This is a genomic window from Paenibacillus sp. FSL R5-0887, assembly GCF_038002305.1.
Lineage (GTDB): Bacteria > Bacillota > Bacilli > Paenibacillales > Paenibacillaceae > Paenibacillus_AQ > Paenibacillus_AQ odorifer.
On record NZ_JBBOCE010000001.1, the window covers coordinates 1,227,855 to 1,251,947 of the forward strand.

Annotated in this window: 18 protein-coding genes; 14 read left to right on the forward strand and 4 right to left on the reverse strand. The window is 43.2% G+C overall.

The window, feature by feature from the left end:
* Window positions 1-75 precede the first annotated feature (75 nt).
* From MKY14_RS05675 to MKY14_RS05700, 6 genes are all read left to right on the forward strand, one after another.
* Window positions 76-1,842 carry a cache domain-containing sensor histidine kinase gene (locus MKY14_RS05675; RefSeq protein ID WP_076303775.1) on the forward strand — a complete coding sequence of 589 codons (1,767 nt, stop codon included), beginning with the start codon at window positions 76-78 and terminating at the stop codon, window positions 1,840-1,842.
* Entirely contained in the window at window positions 1,832-3,436 is a 1,605-nt protein-coding gene (locus tag MKY14_RS05680; RefSeq protein WP_076303774.1) for a response regulator, read from the forward strand. Before MKY14_RS05675 ends, MKY14_RS05680 begins: the two co-directional genes overlap by 11 nt.
* A gap of 201 nt (window positions 3,437-3,637) precedes the next feature.
* Window positions 3,638-4,030, forward strand: a complete 393-nt coding sequence (locus MKY14_RS05685) for a hypothetical protein (RefSeq protein WP_076303773.1) — start codon at window positions 3,638-3,640, stop codon at window positions 4,028-4,030.
* A complete protein-coding gene (locus MKY14_RS05690; protein ID WP_076184571.1) occupies window positions 4,017-4,502 on the forward strand; it encodes a nitroreductase family protein in 486 nt (161 codons plus the stop codon). The genes MKY14_RS05685 and MKY14_RS05690 overlap by 14 nt, the downstream gene beginning before the upstream one ends.
* 18 nt (window positions 4,503-4,520) lie before the next feature.
* Window positions 4,521-6,260, forward strand: a complete 1,740-nt coding sequence (locus tag MKY14_RS05695; RefSeq protein ID WP_076278449.1) for an ABC transporter ATP-binding protein — start codon at window positions 4,521-4,523, stop codon at window positions 6,258-6,260.
* Window positions 6,247-8,106 (forward strand): ABC transporter ATP-binding protein, encoded by a 1,860-nt coding sequence (locus MKY14_RS05700; RefSeq protein ID WP_076125678.1) that lies wholly within the window; start codon window positions 6,247-6,249, stop codon window positions 8,104-8,106. Before MKY14_RS05695 ends, MKY14_RS05700 begins: the two co-directional genes overlap by 14 nt.
* A 318-nt stretch (window positions 8,107-8,424) precedes the next feature.
* On the opposite strand, the gene MKY14_RS05705 is transcribed toward MKY14_RS05700, so the two are convergent.
* Window positions 8,425-8,970, reverse strand: a complete 546-nt coding sequence (locus MKY14_RS05705; RefSeq protein ID WP_076309406.1) for a TetR/AcrR family transcriptional regulator — start codon at window positions 8,968-8,970, stop codon at window positions 8,425-8,427.
* A gap of 168 nt (window positions 8,971-9,138) precedes the next feature.
* Between MKY14_RS05705 and MKY14_RS05710 the strand changes: the two genes are divergently transcribed.
* Window positions 9,139-9,885: an SDR family oxidoreductase gene (locus MKY14_RS05710; RefSeq protein WP_076125674.1), complete on the forward strand. Its 747-nt coding sequence runs from the start codon at window positions 9,139-9,141 to the stop codon at window positions 9,883-9,885.
* 12 nt (window positions 9,886-9,897) lie between these two features.
* Entirely contained in the window at window positions 9,898-10,623 is a 726-nt protein-coding gene (locus MKY14_RS05715; RefSeq protein ID WP_076309408.1) for a RibD family protein, read from the forward strand.
* 76 nt (window positions 10,624-10,699) lie between these two features.
* Here the strand turns inward: MKY14_RS05715 and MKY14_RS05720 are convergent, their stop codons facing one another.
* A complete protein-coding gene (locus MKY14_RS05720; protein ID WP_081390432.1) occupies window positions 10,700-11,830 on the reverse strand; it encodes a glycosyltransferase family 61 protein in 1,131 nt (376 codons plus the stop codon).
* A 352-nt stretch (window positions 11,831-12,182) separates the two neighbouring features.
* On the opposite strand from MKY14_RS05720, the gene MKY14_RS05725 reads away from it, so the two are divergent.
* Entirely contained in the window at window positions 12,183-13,163 is a 981-nt protein-coding gene (locus tag MKY14_RS05725; protein ID WP_076125870.1) for an aldo/keto reductase, read from the forward strand.
* A gap of 460 nt (window positions 13,164-13,623) precedes the next feature.
* On the opposite strand, the gene MKY14_RS05730 is transcribed toward MKY14_RS05725, so the two are convergent.
* Window positions 13,624-14,487 (reverse strand): AraC family transcriptional regulator, encoded by an 864-nt coding sequence (locus MKY14_RS05730; protein ID WP_340975971.1) that lies wholly within the window; start codon window positions 14,485-14,487, stop codon window positions 13,624-13,626.
* 143 nt (window positions 14,488-14,630) lie between these two features.
* Here MKY14_RS05730 and MKY14_RS05735 point away from each other — a divergent pair, with 143 nt between their 5' ends.
* Window positions 14,631-16,127 carry a glycoside hydrolase family 43 protein gene (locus tag MKY14_RS05735; protein ID WP_340975972.1) on the forward strand — a complete coding sequence of 499 codons (1,497 nt, stop codon included), beginning with the start codon at window positions 14,631-14,633 and terminating at the stop codon, window positions 16,125-16,127.
* A gap of 526 nt (window positions 16,128-16,653) precedes the next feature.
* On the opposite strand, the gene MKY14_RS05740 is transcribed toward MKY14_RS05735, so the two are convergent.
* A complete protein-coding gene (locus MKY14_RS05740; RefSeq protein ID WP_076278454.1) occupies window positions 16,654-17,562 on the reverse strand; it encodes an AraC family transcriptional regulator in 909 nt (302 codons plus the stop codon).
* Between the two features lie 156 nt (window positions 17,563-17,718).
* Here MKY14_RS05740 and MKY14_RS05745 point away from each other — a divergent pair, with 156 nt between their 5' ends.
* The 4 genes from MKY14_RS05745 (at window position 17,719) to MKY14_RS05760 (ending at window position 23,943) form a co-directional block, all read left to right on the forward strand.
* Complete coding sequence (locus MKY14_RS05745; protein ID WP_340975974.1) at window positions 17,719-18,309, forward strand: NAD(P)H-binding protein; 591 nt, start codon at window positions 17,719-17,721, stop codon at window positions 18,307-18,309.
* 15 nt (window positions 18,310-18,324) lie between these two features.
* Window positions 18,325-19,308: an aldo/keto reductase gene (locus tag MKY14_RS05750; protein WP_076184577.1), complete on the forward strand. Its 984-nt coding sequence runs from the start codon at window positions 18,325-18,327 to the stop codon at window positions 19,306-19,308.
* 289 nt (window positions 19,309-19,597) lie between these two features.
* Complete coding sequence (locus tag MKY14_RS05755; protein WP_076280649.1) at window positions 19,598-21,412, forward strand: hypothetical protein; 1,815 nt, start codon at window positions 19,598-19,600, stop codon at window positions 21,410-21,412.
* 170 nt (window positions 21,413-21,582) lie between these two features.
* A complete protein-coding gene (locus MKY14_RS05760) occupies window positions 21,583-23,943 on the forward strand; it encodes a glycoside hydrolase family 95 protein (RefSeq protein ID WP_076280648.1) in 2,361 nt (786 codons plus the stop codon).
* The last annotated feature ends 150 nt before the right edge of the window (window positions 23,944-24,093 follow it).

The window sequence follows — 24,093 nt, forward strand, 5'->3', positions numbered from 1 at the left end:
GCTATACTAGTTTCGTATTGAAGTAGCTATAAATAAAAGTCCGTATTCGCTTAATTGTCGGCCAGGAGGTTACCGATGAGGTTTGCACGTATCCGATCACAAATCGTTTTTTACTACTTGGCCTTACTAGTGGTTTCCATGATTGCAAGCGGTATTATGTACCAACGAATCAATGAGAAATTCACCGAGGAAAAGGTAGGTGAGGTATCGCTTCAAACCTTAAACGCCATGAATTCCGGAATCGAATCACTTCTTGACAGCACGAATAATTATTCCAAGATGATCGTGTCGAACAATACGGTTCAGGAAATTTTGGGCAGTGATCTGGCGGGTAACGACATCGGAATTTTAACTTACAAGCTAGAGGTGGCTCTGTCAGATTTTATGCTCGCAGAGCCCTCTATCTCTTCTGTCTATCTATTCGATAATGCAGGACGTAAGTTTGCGATTGATTTGCAGTCTGCAAAACCGATCAGAACAGATGGGATCGAGTCAGCGGAATGGTACTCCGAGGCAGTCGCCTTGGACGGAAAAGCAATTTGGAGGAAAAATGCCGGAGGTATCTTCAATTTTGAGACGAAGGAACCCCAGCAGGATCCACAATATATTTCTCTGATTCGTATCGTAAACGACATGAACACTTCCAAGAAAATAGGAGTATTAGTCGTGAACATTACGGTTCAGGAGCTGAAAAAAAGCTATGAACGTTCGATCAACGATAATAAACCTGATTTAATGATCGAAACTGGATATGAGACACTCCTTGATTTTACACGGCCTGAATTATCGAACTATACAAACTCTTCTATGCTTGATGTGCCGCTCGGCAGTAGCAAAATCGTAAAGATCAAAGATCATAATTATCTGATCTCTTCTCTGGTTTCAATGGATCGTGGTTGGAGGTTTACTAGCGCTCAGCCTTTGGGGGAATGGGAAAGCCCCTATCGTCAATTTAATCTGATGCTGTTAATGATTATGTTGTTTAATTTCATTTCTATATTTTTAGGTTCCGTCTGGATTTCTAGATTCATTACTACACCTATTTTACATATGCTGCGATCCATGAAAAAAGTGGAGATTGGAGATTTCAGTTTGGTTCGGTACGAGGCGAGAACGGATGAGCTGAACCAGTTGAAAGATAGGTATAACAATATGATTATGACCATTGAGCAAGCGCTGAAGCGGGAGAAAGAAGAACAGAAATTGATTCGGAAACTCGAATTGGATATTTTGCAGCAGCAAATTAAACCACATTTTTTATATAACACGTTAGAATCAGCTGGCTATTTAACTTTGTCAGGAAATAATAATGAGGCGTACCAGATTATTTCTGAGCTTGCAGCCTTCTATCGTCAGAGTCTTAGTAAGGGCAGTGATGTAGTAACGTTAAGAGAAGAAGTAGAGATCACTAAAAGTTATTTGAGTATACAAAATATTCGCTATCCAGAAATTTTCATCAGTGAAATTGAGGTGTCGGAAGAAGCTGAGTATGTTCGGATACCCAAATTGACGCTTCAGCCGCTTGTAGAAAATGCGCTTTATCATGGTATTCGCCCTTTAGGGGAGTGTGGTAAGATTCGCATCCTTGCCCGTATTCAGGGGAATCGACTGAAGCTAGTCGTGGAAGATGATGGTGTGGGGATGAATGAAGACAAACGTCGGGAAATGCAAGCTGAGCCCTATGGGCAAAATGAGTCCAGTTTTGGGTTGCGCGGTACTTTGATGCGTTTGAAGCTGTACTATGGGGCGGACATGAATTGTAGTTTGGTCAGTGCACCGGGAGAAGGAACTCGGATTGAATTGGAACTACCGCTTGAGGAGGGGAATAGTCATGGAGCTTGAACTGCTCAGAGCCATTATTGTGGATGATGAAATTAATGCGAGAAAAATTGTTCCCATCATTATAGATTGGCAAGCAGTTGGTTACAGATTCGTAGGTGAGGCCTCGAATGGAAGCGAAGCGTTAGATCTGATCGAAACCATGAAACCGGATGTAGTATTTACAGATATCAGTATGCCTTTTATGGATGGACTGGAATTAAGCCGGTTGATAAAAGAAAGGTATCCGCTAGTCAAAATTGTGATCATCACTGCACATCCCGAATTCGAATATGCAAAAAGAAGCCTGGACATTGGAGTGCAAAATTTTATCTTGAAGCCGCTCCAAGCCGAGGAGGTACGAAGAGTTGCGGTAGATCTTCATGGGAAAATCCGGGAAGAGACAGAGCGGTGGAACGAATATCAGGAGCTGAATCGACAGTTAAAAGAACACGCCGTTCAACTAAAAGAAAAATTTCTAAATGATTTGCTATCAGGCCTCTGGGACCCCGATCAGCTGGATAGCCGATTCCATTACTTTTTTCCTGAATCAGCGAACAGCTTGTTTTCAATCATGCTTATTGAACTTCAAATTCCCTTAGAAGAAGGGGAGGAACAACGAATCCTGCAGTCTTTGCGTTGTAAGAGGTTTATTGATTACGCGCTTGAAGAGTATGAGGGAATGGAAGTTTTTTTTGATAACAGTCAACGGATTGTCCTTCTTAATAGAAAAGATAATCAGAATCTTACGAAGATTGGAGAGTGGCTGGCCCAATCGCTCCATGAAAAGCTTGGATGTAAAGCTTGCATTGGCGTAGGTAGTACCTGTACGGATTTCAATAGGATCAAAGAATCCTATAAAGAGGCGCTGGAGGCAGTTAGATATGGTAAGTTAAAGGGCAGTAACGCCATCTATTTTTTTAATGATGAAATTCATTTCGGAGGCCGATCCTGGGAAGTTAAGACGAATGAAATTGAGGAAATTTTGTTTTTTGTAAAAGCTGGTGTCTTAGATAAGGCTGTGCAATCCATTGAGAAAATGTTTCAGGATTTGGAGAAGTCCAAGGCTTTTTCTGTGGAACGAGCTAGGCTGGTTTCGGCCCAATTTGTCTCCACATTAATCAATTCACTCGCTGAAATGGGAGTTATACTAGATAATAATCTTTCTTTCGATATTTCGCCATATAAAAGGATTTTTGAGCTCGATAGCCTGCCAGACATGCAACAGACATTACTTGAACTCACAGAGAAGGTAACCTCTCAAGTAATTCAGGCACGAAGCAAAAAAACTAATAATATTATTCATGAAGTTAAAGATTTTATTCAACAGGAGATGCACATTCCGGAGATGTCTTTATCCTATGTATCGAATAAATTCCACATGAATTCCAGTTACTTTAGCCGGATCTTTAAGCAGGACACAGGGATTAGCTTTACGGATTATCTTCTCAAGTGCAGAATGGAAAAAGCGGTGAAGCTTCTGAATGAAACGGATTGGAAAGCTTATCAAATTGCTGAAAAGGTCGGCATTAAAGATCCATTTTACTTCAGTAACTGTTTTAAAAAAGTAATGGGAGTATCCGTTCAGGAGTATAAGAAAAATAGTTTCCCCCTATAAATTGCTTCGTTGAATTTGATATTTTTTCTCTATAAGCCCGCACTTTATGCGGGTTTTTTATTGTTTTTTAAGATATAAAGTAAGCAATAATGATGTTACAAAATGGAAAAATGATCTTGACAGAAATGGTTTCTATCGTATACATTTGTATACATGAAGAGTGCGTATACAAATGTATACACTGCAAAAGGAGGAAATAAAATGCGTGAAGGACATGTCGGCAAACGTGGCGGTCATAGGGAGCATGGAGAGCACAGAGATCGTGAGGGACGTGGCGAACACAGAGATCGTGGCTTTATGAAACATGGGATGACAGAATCAATGGATCCACATCCTAAAAGTGCTCAAACTTTTCGCCGTGGCAGAGCCATCGCTTTTTTAGATAAGCTTATGGTTAACCGGGCTACATTACAGCGGCAGTTAAATCAGCCTGAGCTTGAATCGATTAAACAAGTGGTTAGCGGTGAATTAAAAGCAACGGAAGCGATCATTGAAGAGTTTAAACAAATCTTTCAGATTCATGAGATCGTTCCAGAAGATACAACATCAAATGTTAATAAAGAGGAGAGTAAAGAAAAAGATGAAAATAACTGAGCTCATTAAAACCCGCAGAAGTACAAAACAATTCAAACAGACTCCAATTCGTGAAGAGGAGTTACATTCATGGCTGGAGGCTGCAAGTTACGCTCCTAATCATCGTATGACCGAACCTTGGGAGCTTCTTTTCATCGGACCCAATACTAGAGCGAAATTAAAGCATAAGACGGATTTTGGCAACGCACCTGTTGTTTTTGCAGTTCTGTCTAAGCCTGCCGCAACTGCGTTTGAACGCGATGAGAATGTTATGGCTGCTGCTTGTTTCGTACAAAATTTCTTATTAGCTGCACATGAAGCAGGTGTAGGTACGTATTGGGCTTCGCTGGGGGCTTTGCCTCATAATCGTGAGATTCTTAGTGTTCAAGAAAATTACGATGTTATTGGGATATTTGGAATGGGGTATCCGGAGGAAGTGCCGAATGCGAAACCCAGAACACCGATTAGTTCTAAAATCACGTATTTATCTTAAACAATTGAAGGTGGCGGAATGTGGAAGCTTAAGCATTATTTGAGGCCATATTGGGTGTGGTGTGTGTTGGCACCATTGCTGATGCTGGTCGAAGTAACTATGGATTTACTGCAGCCCACGCTCATGGCGAGCATTGTGGATAAGGGTGTCATGACAAAAGACTTGTCTCATATTTTCTCGACCGGACTGATCATGCTTGGTGTAGCATTTATCGGTCTAATTGGTGGGGTGGGCTGCACTATTTTTTCGAGTATTGCTTCTCAAAACTTCGGAAATGATTTGCGGATTAGCTTGTTTGAACATATTCAGAAATTTTCTAATAAGAACCTGGATCAATTGAAGACGGGCTCACTGATTACACGATTAACAAATGATGTGGTACAGCTGCAAACCTTTGTGCAAATGATTTTGCGGAGTATTCGATCTCCCTTGCTATTAGTCGGAAGCTTGGTGATGGCGATTCGGATAAGTCCTATGCTGACCCTCATCCTAGCCGTTGCCGTGCCACTCTTGAGTTTAATTTTGTATGGGTTAATCCGACTTTCTTTTCCTTTGTTTCAGAAAATGCAGGTCAAATTAGACGGTGTGAACACAGTGTTGCAGGAAAATTTATCAGGCATTCGTGTAGTCAAAGCATTCGTCCGCGCTAACCATGAACAGAAACGCTTTAATACAGCTAACAAGGATTATACAGAAATTGCGATAAAAGCGGTACGGTTAATGTCATTAAATATGCCGCTAATGATGCTTGTACTAAATGCCAGTATTGTTGCTGTACTATGGTTTGGGGGAGTGCAAAGCTGGAACGGTGGGCTGCCAGTTGGTCAGCTGATCGCTTTTATTAACTATATAACCCAATTGTTGATGTCAATGCTGATGTTAAGCAATATGTTGACCTTCTTCTCACGAGCCAAGGTTTCTGCCGATCGGGAGAATGAAGTATTTTCCACCATTAGTGAGATTAAAGAAGTTGCCAACGCTAAAAAAGATGCCATACACAACGGTCGGATTGTATTTGACAATGTATCTTTTGCTTATGATCCTTCGGATGAAAATCTAGTGTTAGACGATATTAATTTCACTGCGGAGCCAGGAGAAACAGTGGCCATTCTTGGTGCCACCGGTACTGGTAAATCATCATTGGTCAGCCTCATTCCCCGGTTTTACGAAGTGTCCTCTGGATCCATTACAATTGATGGCTCCGACACTCGTATGATTGCTCTGGAAGATTTGCGTAGCAGAATCGGATTTGTTATGCAGCAGGCTATTCTGTTCAGCGGTACTATCCGCGATAATATCCGATACGGCAGACCGGATGCCACAGATGAGGAAGTGGAAGAAGCAGCAATAGCCGCTGAAGCTCACAGTTTCATTTTAGAACTTCCACAGGGTTACGATACAGAGCTCGGCCAGCGTGGCATTAACCTGTCCGGTGGGCAAAAGCAGCGGCTTTCGATTGCACGGGCACTTTTAATTCAGCCAACAATCCTCATTATGGATGACAGCACTAGTGCGCTCGATGCAGCGACAGAGTCACGAATCCGGCAGATGTTAAAAACACGACTGCGCAGCAGCACGAATATTTTGATAGCTCAGCGTGTCACCTCTGTAATTGATGCTGATCGTATTCTGGTATTAGAAAACGGCCGAATTGCTGTACAAGGTACACATGATGGACTTATGAACAGCAGTGAAATATACAGAGATATCTGGAGATCACAGATGAAGGGAGAGGAGGTGCCTTATGTCAAAGCTTAATAATGGCATGAACACCACTCCTTTTAATCGATCAGGCGGATTCGGACCTGGATCTGGACCGGGATCTGGCCCTGGACGCGGCGGAGCTGTGCCGATCGTACGCGCTAAGAATCAAGCGGGAACACTCAAACGCATCTGGATGTATTTGAACCGCCAGCGGTTCGGGTTAATCATTGTGTATGTATTTACAGTGTTGAATGCAATCCTTTCGTTGATCGGGCCTTATCTAATCGGTAAAGCGATTGATACTGCCGTAATTCCTCACGATTATCAGGGTCTTATTCGCTTTTGTCTACTCCTAATAGGTATTTATGGTCTAAGCAGTGTGGTTGCTTGGGTGCAAGCCTATGTTATGACATCCGTCTCACAGAATACCGTGTTTGAGCTGCGTCGTGATCTGTTCAGCAAATATCAACAGCTACCGATTAAGTTTTTTGACACGCAAGCTAACGGAGAACTAATGAGCCGGGCAACCAACGACATAGAGAGCGTATCCAGTACACTTAATCAGAGTGTGACCCAGTTATTAAACAGTTTGATCACCCTAAGCGGTTCACTAGTGATCATGTTAATGATGAACGTTCCGTTGACCGTAGTTTCACTGATAACGATCCCTCTTGTGTTATTGTCCAGCCGTAAAATCATAGGTTTAAGTCGAACTTATTTTAAAAATCAGCAACGCCATCTAGGTGAGTTGGGTGGATTTATCGAAGAAACCATCAGCGGACAAAAAGTAGTCAAACAATACAGCAGGGAAGAGACAGAAGTGAAACGGTTCCGCAAAATCAGCGGAGAGTTGAATAAAGTCGGTATTAAGGCACAAATTGTTTCCGGATTAGTGGGACCGGTCATGAACATGATTAATAACCTTGGATTTGCGATCATTGCCGGGGTGGGTGGCTGGATGGCTTTTCATAACATGGCTACGGTTGGCGTAATCGTTAGCTTCCTTACGTATTCCAAACAGTTCGGACGACCGATCTCCGATCTTGCTAACCAGTACAATCTAATTCAGTCGGCAATTGCTGGTGCGGAGCGTGTGTTTGAAGTTATGGATATGCCATCCGAATATGGTGACGGTGATGAACAAAGTGACGATCTGCCAAGGTTAAAAGGGAACGTTGTTTTCAAAGACGTTTCATTTGCTTACAAGCCGGATTCACCAATTCTGAGCGGGGTTACGTTTGAAGCAAAACCCGGAGAGAAAATTGCGCTTGTTGGCCCAACGGGAGCTGGAAAAACGACCATTGTCAACTTGCTGATCAGATTCTATGATTTAAGCGGCGGCTCCATATTCATTGATGGCCGCGATATTGGAGAGCTGGATAAAAATGCACTTCGTAGTCAATTGGGAATGGTATTGCAAGACGCGCATGTATTCTCGGGAACGATTCGGGAAAATATTCGCTTTGGACGTCTTGATGCGACAGACCAAGAGGTAGAGGAAGCGGCAAGATTGGCCAATGCAGATGCCTTTATCAATAGACTGCCGCATGGATATGAGACTATTCTCCATGCGGAAGGCAGTAATTTGAGCCACGGCCAGCGTCAGCTTTTAACGATTGCCCGCGCCATTCTAGCTGATCCAGCTATTTTGATCCTAGATGAGGCAACCAGCAGTGTGGATACGCGTACGGAAATGCATATTCAACAGGCGATGGAAAAGCTAATGAAGGGACGAACAAGCTTTGTGATCGCCCATAGGCTTAGTACCATCCAGGATGCTGATCGTATACTCGTTATTCAGGGTGGCGGAATTGCCGAGCAAGGCAGTCATAAAGAGCTTCTTGCGCTGCAAGGTGTTTATTACGAGCTGTACAATACCCAGTTCAAACGAGCGATTTAAAAGAATCTTTACTTGAACTGATAACATTTGTAAGTAGATGCTTTTATCGGACTCCTCTGACCTTAAAGGCAAGATTTTCTGATTTTCAGAAGATTAAAGGACCCCACTGCAGCTATTGGCATGAAAAACACAAAATATAAGTCACTTTCTAAGGAATAACGTCCTTGAGGTCCGAAGCCCTGTTTCAAGAGCTGAAAACTACCAAATAACGTCATCTGGGTCCGAAGTCCTTAAAAAGATGTGTAATCTATTGCCGTAATTAATGCCCGATAAAAAAGAGCGGCGATTCACCTATTATAGGAGAATCGCCGCTTTTTTTTATAAATTCCTCTCTAATAACGTTCCGAGTTGTTCAGCCAAGACTTGATAGGTCACAGGTCTTTCATTCTTGAACCACCATTCCACTACCCCTGCATAAGCCGATGCAACAAAACTAATAATAACCTCTTCATGTAACCCTTCGTTTATGCCTTCGGTGGTAGTTACTTCATGTCTAAACTCATCGAGAAGAAAGCTTAAGAAACGATTTCGGAAATAAGGAGCACCTTTACTCGCTAGCATCATAGAGAAGAAAGAATAATTTCTATCGAAGTATTCCGTCCAGGTCAACGTTGCCTCGATAAACCCCAATTCAGACGCCGATTCACAAAGTGTTCTTAGGACCTCTATATGTTCTTCGATAAGTTTATCTAACAAATCATATTTATCCAGATAATGAAGGTAGATCGTTCCCCGGCTTACATTTGCTGTGTCGGAGAGATCCTGTATGGTAATGTCGTCAAAATTTTTCTCAGACATTAGTTCAATAACAGCCTTTTTAAGCGCATCTTGGGTTTTGAGTATTCTTCTATCCACTTTAGACATTCGAGGTTCACCTTACTTTCAGAAAATAATGAACACATTCATAGGATCTGTTTAGTATTGAACAAAACAGAATCATCGTACAATTGAATGTATTTTGTAACTGTTTATAATAATAGACTATAGTCCATTAATGAATCAATATACAATATCGAAAGGATGTTTATTCGCATGTCTAATATCCAAGATAAAGTCGTAATTATTACAGGTGCTTCTAGTGGGATTGGGGAAGCCGCTGCTAAAGAACTAGCCTCTAAAGGAGCTAAGCTTGTCCTAGCCGCACGTCGTGAGGAACGTCTACAAAAGCTACAAGGAGAAATTGAACAAAGTGGTGGAACGGCCATCTACAAAGTAACAGACGTGACTTCCCAAACACAGATGGAAGAACTGGCTGCTTATGCACTTAAAAAGTTTGGCGAAATTGATGTATTAGTTAATAATGCGGGAATCATGCCACAAGCCTTTCTTTTTAAGAAAAAGGTGGATGAATGGGATCAAATGATTGACGTAAATATCAAAGGGGTTTTATATGCGATTGCAGCTGTTCTCCCCTCAATGAGAGAGCAAAAATCAGGTCATATTATTAATCTGTCATCGGTTGCTGGCCATAACATTTACCCAGGGGGTACAGTATATTGTGGCACCAAACATGCGGTTAGAGCAATTTCTGAAGGGCTTCGTCAAGAAGAAGCGATGAGTGGAACCAATATTCGTGTCACCAATGTTTCTCCAGGTGCCGTCAGCAGCGAATTGTTAGCTACTACCTCAGATGCAGAGTCAAAAGCTGGCTTGGATGAATTTTACAAAGTGGCTATTGATGCAGACAGTATTGCACGTGCGATCACATTTGCCATTGAGCAACCGTCAGATGTAGCTATCAATGAAATGATTATTCGTCCAACAGTTCAAGTTGGTTAAAAGGGGATCATTATGGATAGACCCTATATTATTTGCCATATGCTTACCTCATTGGATGGTAAAATCATCGGAGATTATTTGGATGAAGAACGAACTGCCTATTTTATTGATGAGTACGAAAACATTCATGATCGGTATGGATGTAAAGCTTGGATATGTGGCAGGATTACCATGGAGGAGAATTTTACATTAGGCAATAAACTAGAATTAGAGCAGAGTAACCTTTCAAGCATTCCAAGAACAGACTATATCGCTCAAAAAGATGCCTCAACATATGCAGTAGCTGTAGATCCCACTGGAAAATTAGGCTGGACCAAAAACTACATTTCAGAAGGAAGTCACAATAGAACAGAGGATCATATCATTGAAGTACTTACAGAACAGGTATCTGATGCTTATCTAGCTTATCTGAAAAATCTAGGAATCTCATATATATTCGGTGGAAAAGAACGATTGAATTTTTCTGTAGTCGTGGGAAAGCTGAAACAATTATTCTCAATCGATGAATTGATGCTGGAGGGTGGGGGCGTTTTAAATGGTTCCTTCCTGAATGAAAACTTAATTGATGAGTTAAGCTTGGTTATTGTTCCCATCGCAGATGGTGCCTCTAATTCGGTGACCTTATTTGAAATGGATGCATCTTTGAAACAACAGCCCCCAGCAAATTTCAGCTTGAAGAGTGTAGAAAAACTTGCGGATGATGGGCTATGGTTGAAGTATGTAACACGGCGTGATTAAATCTATGTTTCTTAAAAAGCGCAAAGCAAAATATGCTTTGCGCTTTTTGAATTCGAGAAAGTAGTAAGTAATCTTCTCATTCCAAGCCTGCCAGATGCATCGTTTGTTTCAGACGATTTACGTTCACATAGATGTCCTCCAGTCCTGGAAAACGAATCGCAGGATCGGGTACACCTTGCCCGTACACCATATAATATTCGAGATTATTATGGTTGCTGATCATCCAATAGGTTGGAACAACATGCTGGGCATGGAAAATTTCAATGACCTGTGTTCCAGGATGGCAAAAAGCCAGATTAGCGAGTCCAGCACCATGTGGACCTACGATTACTTTCGCTGAGGCGAATAATTGGATTTGCTGGGCAACCGTCCAGTCCTCTAGACAAATCGGTACGATATTAAAATTCTCAAGGCAGCGGATGACATCATCTTCATTAACCAACCGTCTTGAGCTTGCTTTTTTTCGTGAGATATAAAAACGTTCTGGAGTGACTAGTGTTGTTTCTCTATGCGGCAACAAAAATCTTCGCAGTGTATCCGTGGTCCAAGGAGGATAATGTGAATTCATCATTAAGGAAGGGACAAGTAGCCGGTCAGCCTGAACATATACTTCTGAATTCGTCCGGATCACCAATGACTCGGATATCCCAAGCATGGCCCACGTTTGTTCCACAAAGGGTCCATACGGATTTGGATTCATGATAATAGTGGAGTAAGTGATTCCGCTCGATTGAAGCATCGCTAATCTAGGAAGCACATCATACATCCAATGAAAATAGTTATGGGCTCCGCAAAAGGTTAACACCGCCGCGGTCCCGGCAAAATGTTGAAGCTGCGGATCATTCCACCGGTGAAACACTGGGTGCTCATCTGCTTCAAGCATCCTATATTGCTTGGCGTCATATTCTTGGGAAAGATCAAAGATCAATTTCCCTTCTGGTGTTAGAACAGCACCAGATTCTCCCCATACCTTCCCTCTGGAAATGGTGGCAACGTATCCGCCAAAGGGCTTCAAACAATAAGGTGTTAGTGCTGGAGCAATACTCGTTTCAATGCTTTTAGGCGCTCTGAACTCAGCCGCCCGTCCGAAGTCAAAAGGAACGACATTCCCGGCTTCCTTTGTACTGTTTTCGTTGTGGGAAGTAAAGTCCCAGATGCTTTGGTAATATCCTTGGGGTGGTACCCCTTGTGCAGAAAATAACATCATGTCACCTCATATTCCCAAGTAGAAGCGCAGAAAACTTATTAAGCTATTTTATGAAATGAAGAATCTTCGGACACAGACTTACACGGAAAGAGGCGGATGAACAAGATTTGATTCAAATGCTGTTATTACTTGATTAATGGGCTTGACATGGACTAGGATTGAATATAAATTCAGTTTATTCAAACGCCGTTTAAATCATCGATTAGGTGCAATGTACTGCTGGAAGTGTTAACTATTCCCCAGTTCCTTTTCATCGGTATGCGTTGGAGCTGTTTTATGAATTAATATGTACCCCTTTAAGACAGGGCATTAGGATATTACAATTTAATTGGAAAGTGTGGATTCGAGATAAATGAAGTATACAAAACTTGGAAAAACGGGGCTGGACGTATCCCAACTGTGTTTAGGTTGTATGAGCTTTGGCGTTGCCGAACGTTGGATCCATCAATGGGTGCTTGATGAAAAGCAGAGCCGTGTTATCATAAAAAAAGCGCTTGACCTGGGTATTAATTTTTTTGATACAGCGAATGTATACTCCGATGGAACGAGTGAAGAAATCGTTGGACGAGCGCTTAAGGATTATGCCAATCGAGACGAGATTGTTTTAGCAACTAAGGTCTTTAACCGTATGCATGAAGGTCCGAACGGAGCAGGATTATCCCGGAAAGCAATTATGAGTGAGATTGATAAGAGTCTCAAGAGATTGGGAACAGATTATGTAGATCTATATCAGATTCATCGCTGGGATTATCACACACCTATCGAAGAAACGATGGAAGCTCTTCATGATGTAGTGAAGGCTGGTAAGGCAAGATACATAGGTGCCTCAGCAATGTATGCTTGGCAGTTTCAAAAAGCGTTATATGTAGCGGAGAAAAACGGTTGGACCCGATTTGTATCTATGCAAAATCATCTCAATCTTATCTATCGTGAAGAAGAACGAGAGATGTTGCCGCTTTGTAAGGAAGAGAATATTGGTGTTATTCCCTATAGTCCCCTTGCATCAGGAAGACTTACGCGAGACTGGGCGGTATCAACTCATCGTTCAGAAACTGATCAGATTCAAAAATCTAAATATGATGGAACTGCCGATACCGATCAATTAGTCGTGGAGCGAGTTGCGACAATCGCCGAAAAACACGGTGTTCAACGGATTCATATCGCTCTTGCTTGGTTGCTTCAAAAAGAACCAGTTACAGCACCTATCATCGGGGCTACAAAAACATCGCATCTCGAAGATGCCGTAGGTGCGTTATCCATTACTTTAACCTCTGAAGAAATTGCGTTTTTAGAGGAGCCTTATGTACCACATTCCATCGTTGGTTTTAATTAATAAAAAATCAATGGGGGAGGATAATCCCGTAGAGCCGAAGTCAGCGATGTTTACCAACGTTTAACTGTATTTTGTACAGCTATATTCCTTCAAATCACTCAGCTCGTGGATATAAGTGTACTTCGTACATCTATTTCCTTGATTTTCTACCCATTAGGTAGGTTTGGATGTTTTTAGTTGTATAAAGTGCAGTTAAAGTATGAAGGTTCTTTCTGCGTACGGAATAAGTGTATAGAATGCAGTTATCTCCCAGATTCCATTAAAACGTAGAGCTACATGAATGCGGAGAGGAACTTCCGATCGCCTCAAGTTCAAGGTTTGTTAAAAGCGATTAGCGACCATTAGTCTGTTTATATTCACTTGCCCATAATCTGATCAGGTAATGCGCATTGATTCAAAAACACCAGGGAGTGATTTTCCAATAATAGGAGAATCGCTGCCTGGTGTTCTTTTTTTACCCTCAAAGCTTGTTCCTATAGACCTTGGGTGACATCCCATAGATTTTAGTGAATTGGCGAGTAAAATAATTACTATCACTAAACCCGCATTCATGTGAGATTTGGGTGATACTGAGATTAGAATGCTTTAATAACCCGCAAGCCCGTTCCAGACGTAAACGATGAAGATAAGCGATCGGGGTTGTCTGATAGTAGGAGCGAAAGATCCGGTTTAAGTGTCTGACTGATATGTCCGAATGTTTGGCGATCTGATCCAGTGTTAACGGCTCAAGATAACGATCTTCCATATATGAGAGTGCATTCGCCAAATGCATCAGATGGTTCCCCTGAATCCCTTTTTCCTGTGGGTCATATTGTCTGGACAAATAGACGACCAGTTCCATAAACTTGGAGCCCAGCATGGTCTGATAACCCTGTAGCTTGTTGTGATATTCTTCAATCATGCCCGCAATGAGAAAAGAGACATACTCCAGGTTAGGAATCGGCAAGCTGAGTTTGCTTGTGTAGGAATGTTTATGGCGATACAGGGGTTCCAACACAAATAAGGCTTGAAAGCCGTTGGATGTCCGCAAATCTGCCCCAGCTGTCGATAGCAATTCAGGCTGAAACATAACATTGCAGATCTTGAAATCCTGAGGATCTGTAAAAGCATGCGGGGTCGAACCATTAATTACAAACACATTTCCCTTTTTGATAAAAGACTCCTCAGTATTAACAATATGTGTAGCTGTGCCACTCAATACAATTACGAGCTCTGAAAAGTCCGCATGTCTATGTAGATCGGTGTCTTCGTCATGATAGCCGTATTGAATAAAAAATGGAAATTGACGATCAGATGTAAACCATTTTAAATAAAATTCACTCAACTCGTTACCCTCCAAAAGCTTGTCTAGATGAATGTCTATATCATGCTATTTTAGGACCGAATAATCAAGGCTTTCTATCCAGTTGAAGCAGTATAATCCTTGACATAGGTTTCAGTGATTAAGATAGAGAAGGAGAATATTACATGAAATATAACAATCCGATTATCCCGGGGTTTTATCCAGATCCAAGCATTTGCAGAGTAGACGAGGATTATTATCTGGTAAACAGTTCATTTGCCTATTCTCCAGGAATACCCATTTGGCACAGCAAGGATTTGGTGCATTGGAAGCAGCTTGGGTACTGTTTGACTCGTGAGAATCAGCTTCAATTTGATGAATCCGTGGTGTCCGGAGGTGTTTGGGCGCCGACTCTTCGTTATTATAACGGTCGTTTTTATATGGTTACGACAAATCAGGATAGCGGAGGTCATTTCTACGTTTGGGCGGATGACCCGGCAGGCGAATGGTCGAATCCACTTTATGTGGAGCAAGAAGGCATTGATCCCTCCTTGTTTTTTGACGATGGAAAGGTTTATTTCACAAGCACAGGCTCCGAGCAAGGGATGGGGATCTACCAATGTGAGATTGATATTGAAACGGGTCAAAAGCTTAGCGATACACGCTTGATCTGGACTGGCAGCGGAGGGAAATTCCCTGAGGGTCCACATCTTTACAAAATAAACGATTACTACTATTTGATGTGTGCGGAAGGTGGGACAGAATATGGACATATGGAGACTATTGCAAGAAGTAGATCGCCATATGGGCCTTATGAATCGTCTCCTCACAATCCCATTTTGACACATCGAAGTTCAGATTACCCCATTCAAGCTACAGGGCATGCCGATTTAGTTGAAGCACAGGATGGTAGCTGGTGGGCGGTTTTTCTGGGGATTCGACCAGTAGGCTATCCTTACCGTCATCATCTTGGCAGAGAGACATATTTGGCTCCGGTTCAGTGGACGGAGGAGGGGTGGCCAATGATTGGTGATAACGGAGTGGTTGGTTTAGAAATGGAAGCTGACCTGCCCTCACCAATGCCGTGGGAAGAAGAGCCTGAAACCGACGATTTTGATCAATCTGACCTAAGAATGAGCTGGAATTTCATTCGTAATGCTAATAAGGTGGATTGGTCATTGCAGGAACGGGAAGGGTGGCTAGCTTTACGTGGATCAGATGTGAGATTAAACGAAAAGGGAACGCCTGCTTTTATTGGCTGTAGACAGCGGCATGTGAATTGTGAAATTACCACCAAAATGGAATTTAGCCCTCTTGATGGTGACGAAGCTGGTCTTGTAGTTTTTATGGATCAGAAGTATCACTACGCAATTGGACTAACGCAGATGGAAGGTGAAAATGTTATTACGCTGCGCAGACAGGTAGGGAGCATAATTGATGTGGCATATTCTTCGGCTTTCGAAGGAACAGGGGTAGAATTGAGAATCCAGGCATTACCTGAAAAATATATATTTTACTATCGAGGTGTGGATCAAATATGGCATCTGCTTGGCGAAGCCGAGACACACTTGATATCTACTGAAGTCGCAGGCGGATTTACTGGAGTATTCTTCGGCATGTATAACTACTCTCCTTATGGAACAACTGCTTATTATGATTGGTTTAGCTATCAAAAGAAATAAAAGGCGGTCGGCTACGTGATCGTCAGAAAAAGCAGTGTTAGCTTGTGAAAAATACAAAGCAGCGATTCTCCAAGTATGGATGAATCGCTGCTTTGTGTTTTTTGGTTGTTGTTGTTGTTGTTTGGATATCGTTGTTTTTTTATCGTCGTTGGTTGTCTTCCTCAGCTTGTATTTATCAACCTCTTAGGCTTAAGGACTCAGAGGACGTTATTTGCGTATTTATCACTTTTTAAGCATAGTTTCGGACCCCAATGCAGCTATTACTTCGAAATAGATTCATATTGAGTGTTTTTTGAGCCAATAGCGGCTATGCGGTCCTTTAGCATCCCAAATGTGAGATAATACTGCGTTTAAGGTCCTCTGGGTCCGATAGTGATCAGCAGATAGGATAAGCCTGATAGGATAAACCTGATAGGATAAACCTGATAGGACCAGCCCGATAGAATCAGCGTGTGCGCAAAGGTTACCCATACAAGTTGGTGTTAAGCTGATAGTTCCATATTGTGAATGAAGAACACGTTCGCTTTTATCCAATGAGCATATCTTCCTTCAAACGCTTGATGTCTGCTCTAGGGGGTGAACCAAACATCCGAGAATATTCGCGGCTGAATTGTGATGCACTTTCATAGCCAACACGGAACGCGACATCCGCTGCATCCGCTGATTCAGATAATAAAAGGCGGCGAGCTTCCTGTAAGCGCAGATGCTTTTGAAACTGAATAGGACTCATGGCAGTTACCTCTTTGAAGTGTCTATGGAACGAAGAAATACTCATATTGGCTGTTTCAGCAAGCTCTTCAATCCGCAAAGGTTTATCACAGTTCTCGATAATCTGTTCGATGGCCTCCCGAATGCGGTAGGTGCTGCTACCTTCCATCGCAATTTGAGCGAGTGTAACTCCATAGGGTCCCTGCAGAAGCCGGTATAGAATTTCATCAGTATAAATCGGAGCCAAAAACGGAATGTCCTTGGGATCATCCAGCAAACGTACCAATCTCAGGATCGCATCCAATAGTGATAACTCTATCTGCCCGACATACATAGCTCGCTTAGCATTTTCTTTCGGAGCGAGTTTAAATTCGGAATCATTTAGTACTTTCAAAATCTGACTCTGCGTGAATTCTAGCTTAAAGCTTAAATAGGGTGCGTTGGGAGAAGCTTTTATAATCTGACCGATAACGGGTAAATTCATTGATGATATTAGATAATTTGCGGGACCATACTCAAAACGCTCCTTGGCCAATAAGATCTCCTTTGTTCCCTGCGCAATGAAACATAAAGAAGGTTTGTATACTCTGTATACTGGCTCGGTCACATTGGAGTTACGAATCACAAACAATGAGGGGATAGCGGTCTCATATACTCCATCCTGGCTCGAATGATGTTCAATCAATCTGGCGAGTTCTTCTTTCCGCTCTAGTAATTCTTTAGACATGTGCTCCTCCTAATGTTTTGTTCTTATTCAATTATAAAGTAAAAACATCTTTTGTGTTAGTGATAGTGAGAGGAATAGGCAATCATTTAAGATAATTGAGATAACGGCGTCCCCTTCATTTATCGCATAATTAGAACTAAGAAAGGGGTTTTGAAATTGAGCAATGTTTTGATCTTAGGCGCTAACGGCGGAATTGCACGTCATGCGATTGATTTGTTTTTGAACGAAACCGATGCCCGGTTAACACTATATCTCCGAAACTCGGACAGATTAAGCCATATAACATCCAGCCGCACTCGAGTAGTTGAAGGAGATGTGTTGGATAGTGAGCAATTAAAAGAAGCGATGATCGGGCAAGATGTTGTTTATGCTAATCTGGCAGGTAATTTGGAGAAAATGTCTAAGACCATCGTTGAAGCAATGAACACCACTGGTCTTAAACGTTTGATTTTTATCAGCTCAATGGGCATTTACGATGAAGTTCCAGGAGAGAAGTACAGCAGTATATTGGATCCATATCGTAAATCTGCAGAAATTATTGAAGCTTCAAATCTTAACTATATAATTCTGAGACCTGGATGGTTTACCTATAAAGACGAGATAGACTACGAAACAACTCAGAAAGGTGAACCTTTTAAAGGGAGAGAAGTGTCGCGAAAAAGTGTGGCTGCATTAGTTGTTAAATTGGCCGAGTCACCAGATATGGAAATTCGCCGCAGTTTAGGAGTAAACAAACCCAAAATCTAAAGGAGACACAAACTAATGGAATATACAAAACTTGGTCGTACTGGTTTGGATGTATCTAGAATTTGTCTTGGTTGTATGAGTTACGGAGTACCTGAACGTGGAATGGCTCCGTGGTCGCTAAATGAGGAGCAGAGCAGACCCTTTATTAAAAGAGCACTGGAGCTTGGCATCAACTTCTTTGATACGGCTAATGTATACTCTGACGGAACAAGCGAAGAAATTGTCGGACGTGCCTTAAAAGAATTCGCTCGCCGCGATGAGGTAGTCATTGCTACAAAGGTGTTTTTCCGGATGCATCAGGGACCAAATGGAGCAGGACTTTCACGCAAAGCGATTATGACCGAAATAGACAACAGTCTAAAACGGCTGGGCACAGATTATGTGGACCTATACCAGATCCATCGTTGGGATAATGACACTCCTATCGAAGAGACCATGGAGGCCCTTCATGACGTAGTAAAGGCAGGTAAAGTTAGATATATTGGAGCGTCCTCTATGTATGCTTGGCAGTTCTTGCAGGCACAGCATGTTGCTGAGCGTAACGGTTGGACTAAATTTGTCTCTATGCAAAATTACTTGAATCTACTCTACAGGGAAGAAGAACGGGAAATGTTGCCTCTTTGCCGGGAAGAAGGAATCGGTGTGATCCCATGGAGTCCGCTTGCTAAAGGTCGACTAACCCGTGATTGGAATGAACAAACAGCTCGTTCAGAGATAGACGAAGTCGGAAAGGCATTTTATGCAAAAATGGCTGAGGCTGACCGCAAGGTTGTTGAGGTAGTTGCCGAAATTGCGGCAAAGCGCGGGATTCCACGTGCCCAAGTAGCGCTTGCTTGGGTTCTGCAAAAAGAGCAAGTAACATCGCCTATCATTGGTGCAACCAAAGCAAATCATCTGGAGGACGCCGTTGCAGCGGTATCAGTGAAGCTGGAGCCAAGTGAAATAGCGAGTCTGGAAGAGCCTTATGTGCCACACCCAGTTATAGGAAATCTAAGCTAGATAAAAAGCGTGATACCCTTGGGGATCGCGCCTTTTTTTTACCTAAGCTAAACTTTCATCTACCATTTAGTGCCTTTAGAAACTTGTCTTTAGTTTGGCTTAATCGTTGCTCAGCACCATGCGGGTGCAAGGGTTTGCATAAATAGGTGAATAAGAAAACACATTCCAATCGATAAAAATGACATGTTAATTCTTCTTAAGCCAAGGTAATATGTATCCGATATGTGAGAGTGAATATAGAAAAGGAGATGAACTCTTTATTATTAATTCCACATTGAAGCATACGCACATGAATACTGAAATTGGCCAACCAGCCATCCTCAATCCAAGTCAGGTGTACCCGACGGTTTCCTTCACACCGTGTGTTAACGGAAGGGTTGCCTGTGAATTGATTTTTGATAGAACGAAACTGGTGACTGAGTTGCCTGAGACTCCTATGGTTAAAGACTCGTTAATGGAATGGACACCGTTAGGCACGGCTGATCTACTGGGTACTTATGAACTGCGAATGACCCTCAAGCAGGACGGAAAAGCTCCTCAGTATGACTCATATTATTTTACCGTGCTGGATCCAAAGAGCATCCCCGCGGGACAGAGCACAATCGCTTTCCTTGGTAACGATGGAATGATGATGTATATCGGTGATTATCGAGGTAATCGGATCTTGGACTTTTCTAATGCGGGTTATAGGGGTGGTGGTGTTGAGATCCCGAATATTCCCGTTAAGTCGACCGTTCTACCCTTGGACGGAGACGCGACGGACCGTATTCAGGTGGCAATTGACCAGTTGGCTATGCTCCCGCTCGATAAGAACGGATTCCGCGGGGCAGTCCTTTTGAAAAAAGGCAGATATGAAGTCGGAGGCACGTTGTTCATTAAAGCAAGCGGGATCGTCCTTCGCGGTGAAGGTCAGGACAAAGAGGGCACTATTCTCTATGGTACCGGAGCGAAACTGCGAAATCTAATTGAAATTGGTGAAAATGCAGATCTTATGCTGGACAGCAACTCGAAGCAGATGATTTCAGATTTGTATGTGCCCTCAGGCTCGCGTTCTTTCCATGTAGAAGACGGGGGTGCTTACAATGTAGGCGATCAGATCATAGTCCGCAGAATAGGTAATAAAAACTGGATTCACGAAATTGGTATGGATAACATCTATAAGCGCCCGGGTGGAACCGTAACCCAATGGTCACCGTTCAATCTGGATTTTGACCGAGTCATCACTGCTATTGTAGGTAATACGATTACGGTCGATGCCCCATTGGCGAATGCTATCGAACGTCAGTGGGGCGGCGGAGAGATCTATAAATATACAGACCATGCCCGCATTCAGCAGGTGGGGGTAGAGAAAATGAGGGTAGAGTCCGATTTTGACCCAAGCATTATAGATATTAAGATGGATAACGATACAACAGATCCTTATTATGCGGACGAAAAACATGCTGAACGTTTCGTCGTGTTCAACAGTGTGAAGAATGGCTGGGTTCGAGAGGTGAGAGGTTACCATTTGTCCTATTCTCTCGTTCAAATGAAGCGTTATTCCAAATGGGTTACGGTTCAGGACTGTCAAATGTACGATATGATCAGTGTGGTTACTGGGGGTCGCCGTTATGTCATACATCAGATGGGCCAGCTAAATCTCGCTCAACGTATTTATACAGAGACGGCGCGGCATGCGTTCACCGTCGATAGCTGGGTACCGGGGCCGAATGTATTTCTGGATGGAGAAGCTGTTGAAAATTATAACACCAGTGAACCTCATCATCGCTGGTCAGTCGGAGGCCTGTTCGATAATATCAAAGCTCCCATCTCTATTCGGGATAGGGCGTGGTTAGGCAGCGGACATGGCTGGGCAGGTGCGAATTATGTGACTTGGAATACACAAGGAGAGCTCACTTTACAGCGGCCACCAACCGCTCAAAACTACGCCATTGGCCATGTTGGTAGCAAGATACCCGGACTGCTTCCTAACGATTATGATTCCCGGCCCCGTGAAGATGGATATTGGTGCAGTTGCGGTCAACATGTCGTCATTAATAGTCTCTACAAGCAGCAGCTGATGGAACGTTTAGGTCGAAATGCGCTCAATAATATAAAAAAATAATTTACAGTAGGGTGCGGAATTTTCCGCATCCTTTTTAGTGTGGATCATAAAAAAACACAACCCCTAACAATCTATGCCATGGAGAGACATCAGGATCAAGAGTAGCATAGGAAGTGGAGTTACTGACGAATGATATGAACTGAAAATAGGAAAGGCCAGGTGAACAAGAGTTGAGTGAAAGAAGACGAGCGAAACAAGAGGTAGCATTACCGGCAACCAAGCAGGAATCAGAACGTCTTCGATTATGGTATACAAGCCCGGCGTCAAATTGGAATGAGGCTCTTCCCATAGGAAATGGGCGCCTCGGGGCAATGGTGTCCGGTATGATCGGCCAAGATAAAATCCAGCTTAACGAAGATTCAATTTGGTACGGCGGCCCTGGACGTGCAGCTAATCCTGCAGCTCAGCCATATTTAACAGAGATTCGGCAAATGCTGAAAGACGGCAGGCAGGCGGAGGCAGAACATTTGGCACGAATGGCTATGACTGCTTCACCAAAATATGAGCAGCCGTACCAGCCACTTGGAGATTTGATTTTAAAGTTTCTGGATTCCAGTGAGGTTATAGAAAAATACGAGCGGGAGCTCGACTTGGAGCAAGCGGTCGTTACGGTATCGTACCGTTGTGGCGGGGTTCGCTATTACAGGCAATATTTTATAAGTGAACCGGACGGTGTATTGCTAGTCCGATTGACAGCTGACAGACTTGGCAAGATCACGTTGGCTGCGAATCTTATGCGTCGTCCGTTCGATACCGGCTGTAGCACTGGTCCTGCAAACACAGTTTTAATGAATGGGGAATGCGGAGCGGATGGCGTTCGCTTTTGCACAGCACTAAGGGCAGTTCAACAAGGGGGCCGCCAGAGGCTCATCGGGGATTACATCTCTATTGAGGGGGCAGACTCCGTCACCCTTATGCTGGCAGCGCAGAGTACCTTCCGTGTAGATCAACCTGAAAAAGCCTGTCTAGAGCAATTGGATCAAGCTACGGCTCAGTCTTTTGCAACTCTAATAAAGCAGCATAAGGAGGAATACAAGTCCCGGTTTGCTCGATTTTCAATCGATTTAACTAAGGATGGAGACCCGTACGCTGAGCTTCCTACCGATAAGAGATTACAGCGTTTACAGCAAGCAAAAGATGAAAGAAGCAATCCCAATGAGTCTGGTGATCCGGGACTAGTTGCACTATATGTACAGTATGGGCGCTACTTACTGCTTTCCAGTTCTCGACCAGGTACGTTGCCTGCTAATCTGCAAGGCATATGGAATGATAGCTTTACCCCGCCATGGGAATCAAAATATACAATTAATATTAACCTCCAGATGAATTACTGGCCTGCCGAAGTCCTAAATATGGCTGAATGCCATGAACCGCTGTTTGATCTGATCGAACGGATGCAGTTGAACGGTCAAGAAACGGCAAAAGAAATGTATGGCTGTCGCGGTTTTGTTGCTCATCATAACACTAACTTATGGGCGGAAACCCGACCAGAAGGCATCCTAATTACCTGCACGGTCTGGCCAATGGGTGCTGCTTGGTTATGCCTTCATTTGTGGGAACACTACCGGTTTGGACTGAACCTTTCTTTTCTCAAGGAAAGGGCCTATCCAGTGATGAAGGAAGCAGCGATTTTTCTGCTTGATTACATGGTAGAGGAAGGTGGCTTACGAATTACTGGGCCTTCTGTCTCCCCGGAAAACCGCTTCCTACTTTCGGACGGAAGCAACGGCAGCCTCTGTATGGGACCATCCATGGATTTGCAAATCGCATATACATTGCTATCCGCCTGTTCAGAAGCGGCATTAATTATCGGAGAAGAAGATACAATGTTTCTCTCTGAACTACATGAGACGCTTGAACACATTCCACAGCCGAGTGTGGGCAGTCATGGACAGATTAAGGAATGGCTGTTTGACTACGAAGAGCAAGACGCAGGTCACCGGCATATTTCTCAGTTGTTCGCATTACATCCGGGGGAACAGATTGACATGAGGCACACCCCTGAGCTTGCCGCAGCAGCCCGGCGAACGCTTGAACGCCGCCTTGACGGAGGTGGAGGTCATACCGGCTGGAGCAGGGCATGGATCGTCAATTTTTATGCCCGTCTCGGTATGGGTGCGGAAGCCTATGAGCATTTAATTAAACTGTTAACCTCCTCCACGTATTCGAATCTTTTAGACTGCCATCCACCCTTTCAAATAGACGGAAACTTTGGTGGAGCAGCTGGGGTAGCAGAAATGCTGCTGCAATCCCAACGAGGAGAACTTCGACTATTACCTGCCCTTCCTAAGGAGTGGTCTTCAGGCAGCATAAGGGGGATGAGAGCAAGAGGTGGTTTTACCGTTGATCTTTCTTGGAGCCAAGGAAAGCTTGATGAAGCGACGGTTCACTCTACGGTTACCGCTGAATATCGAATTTGGTCTGCCGTTCCGCTCGATCTGCCAGAACAATTTCTTATTAGCAATGGTCAGGGCTTCGAATATACTTTTTCTTCGGTTGCAGGGAAGTCCCGCAAGATTCGTGCACAATAGTCAATCGTAATAAAACACAGGCAAGCCGAAAAATCTCCATTTTGAAGACCTGGATATTGGATTAACATTAGCCATACAACAAAATCCAAACTGCAACCAAAGGAGCGATATTTATGCCACAACAAGTGCCAGCCGCATTGCCAGCGAGCA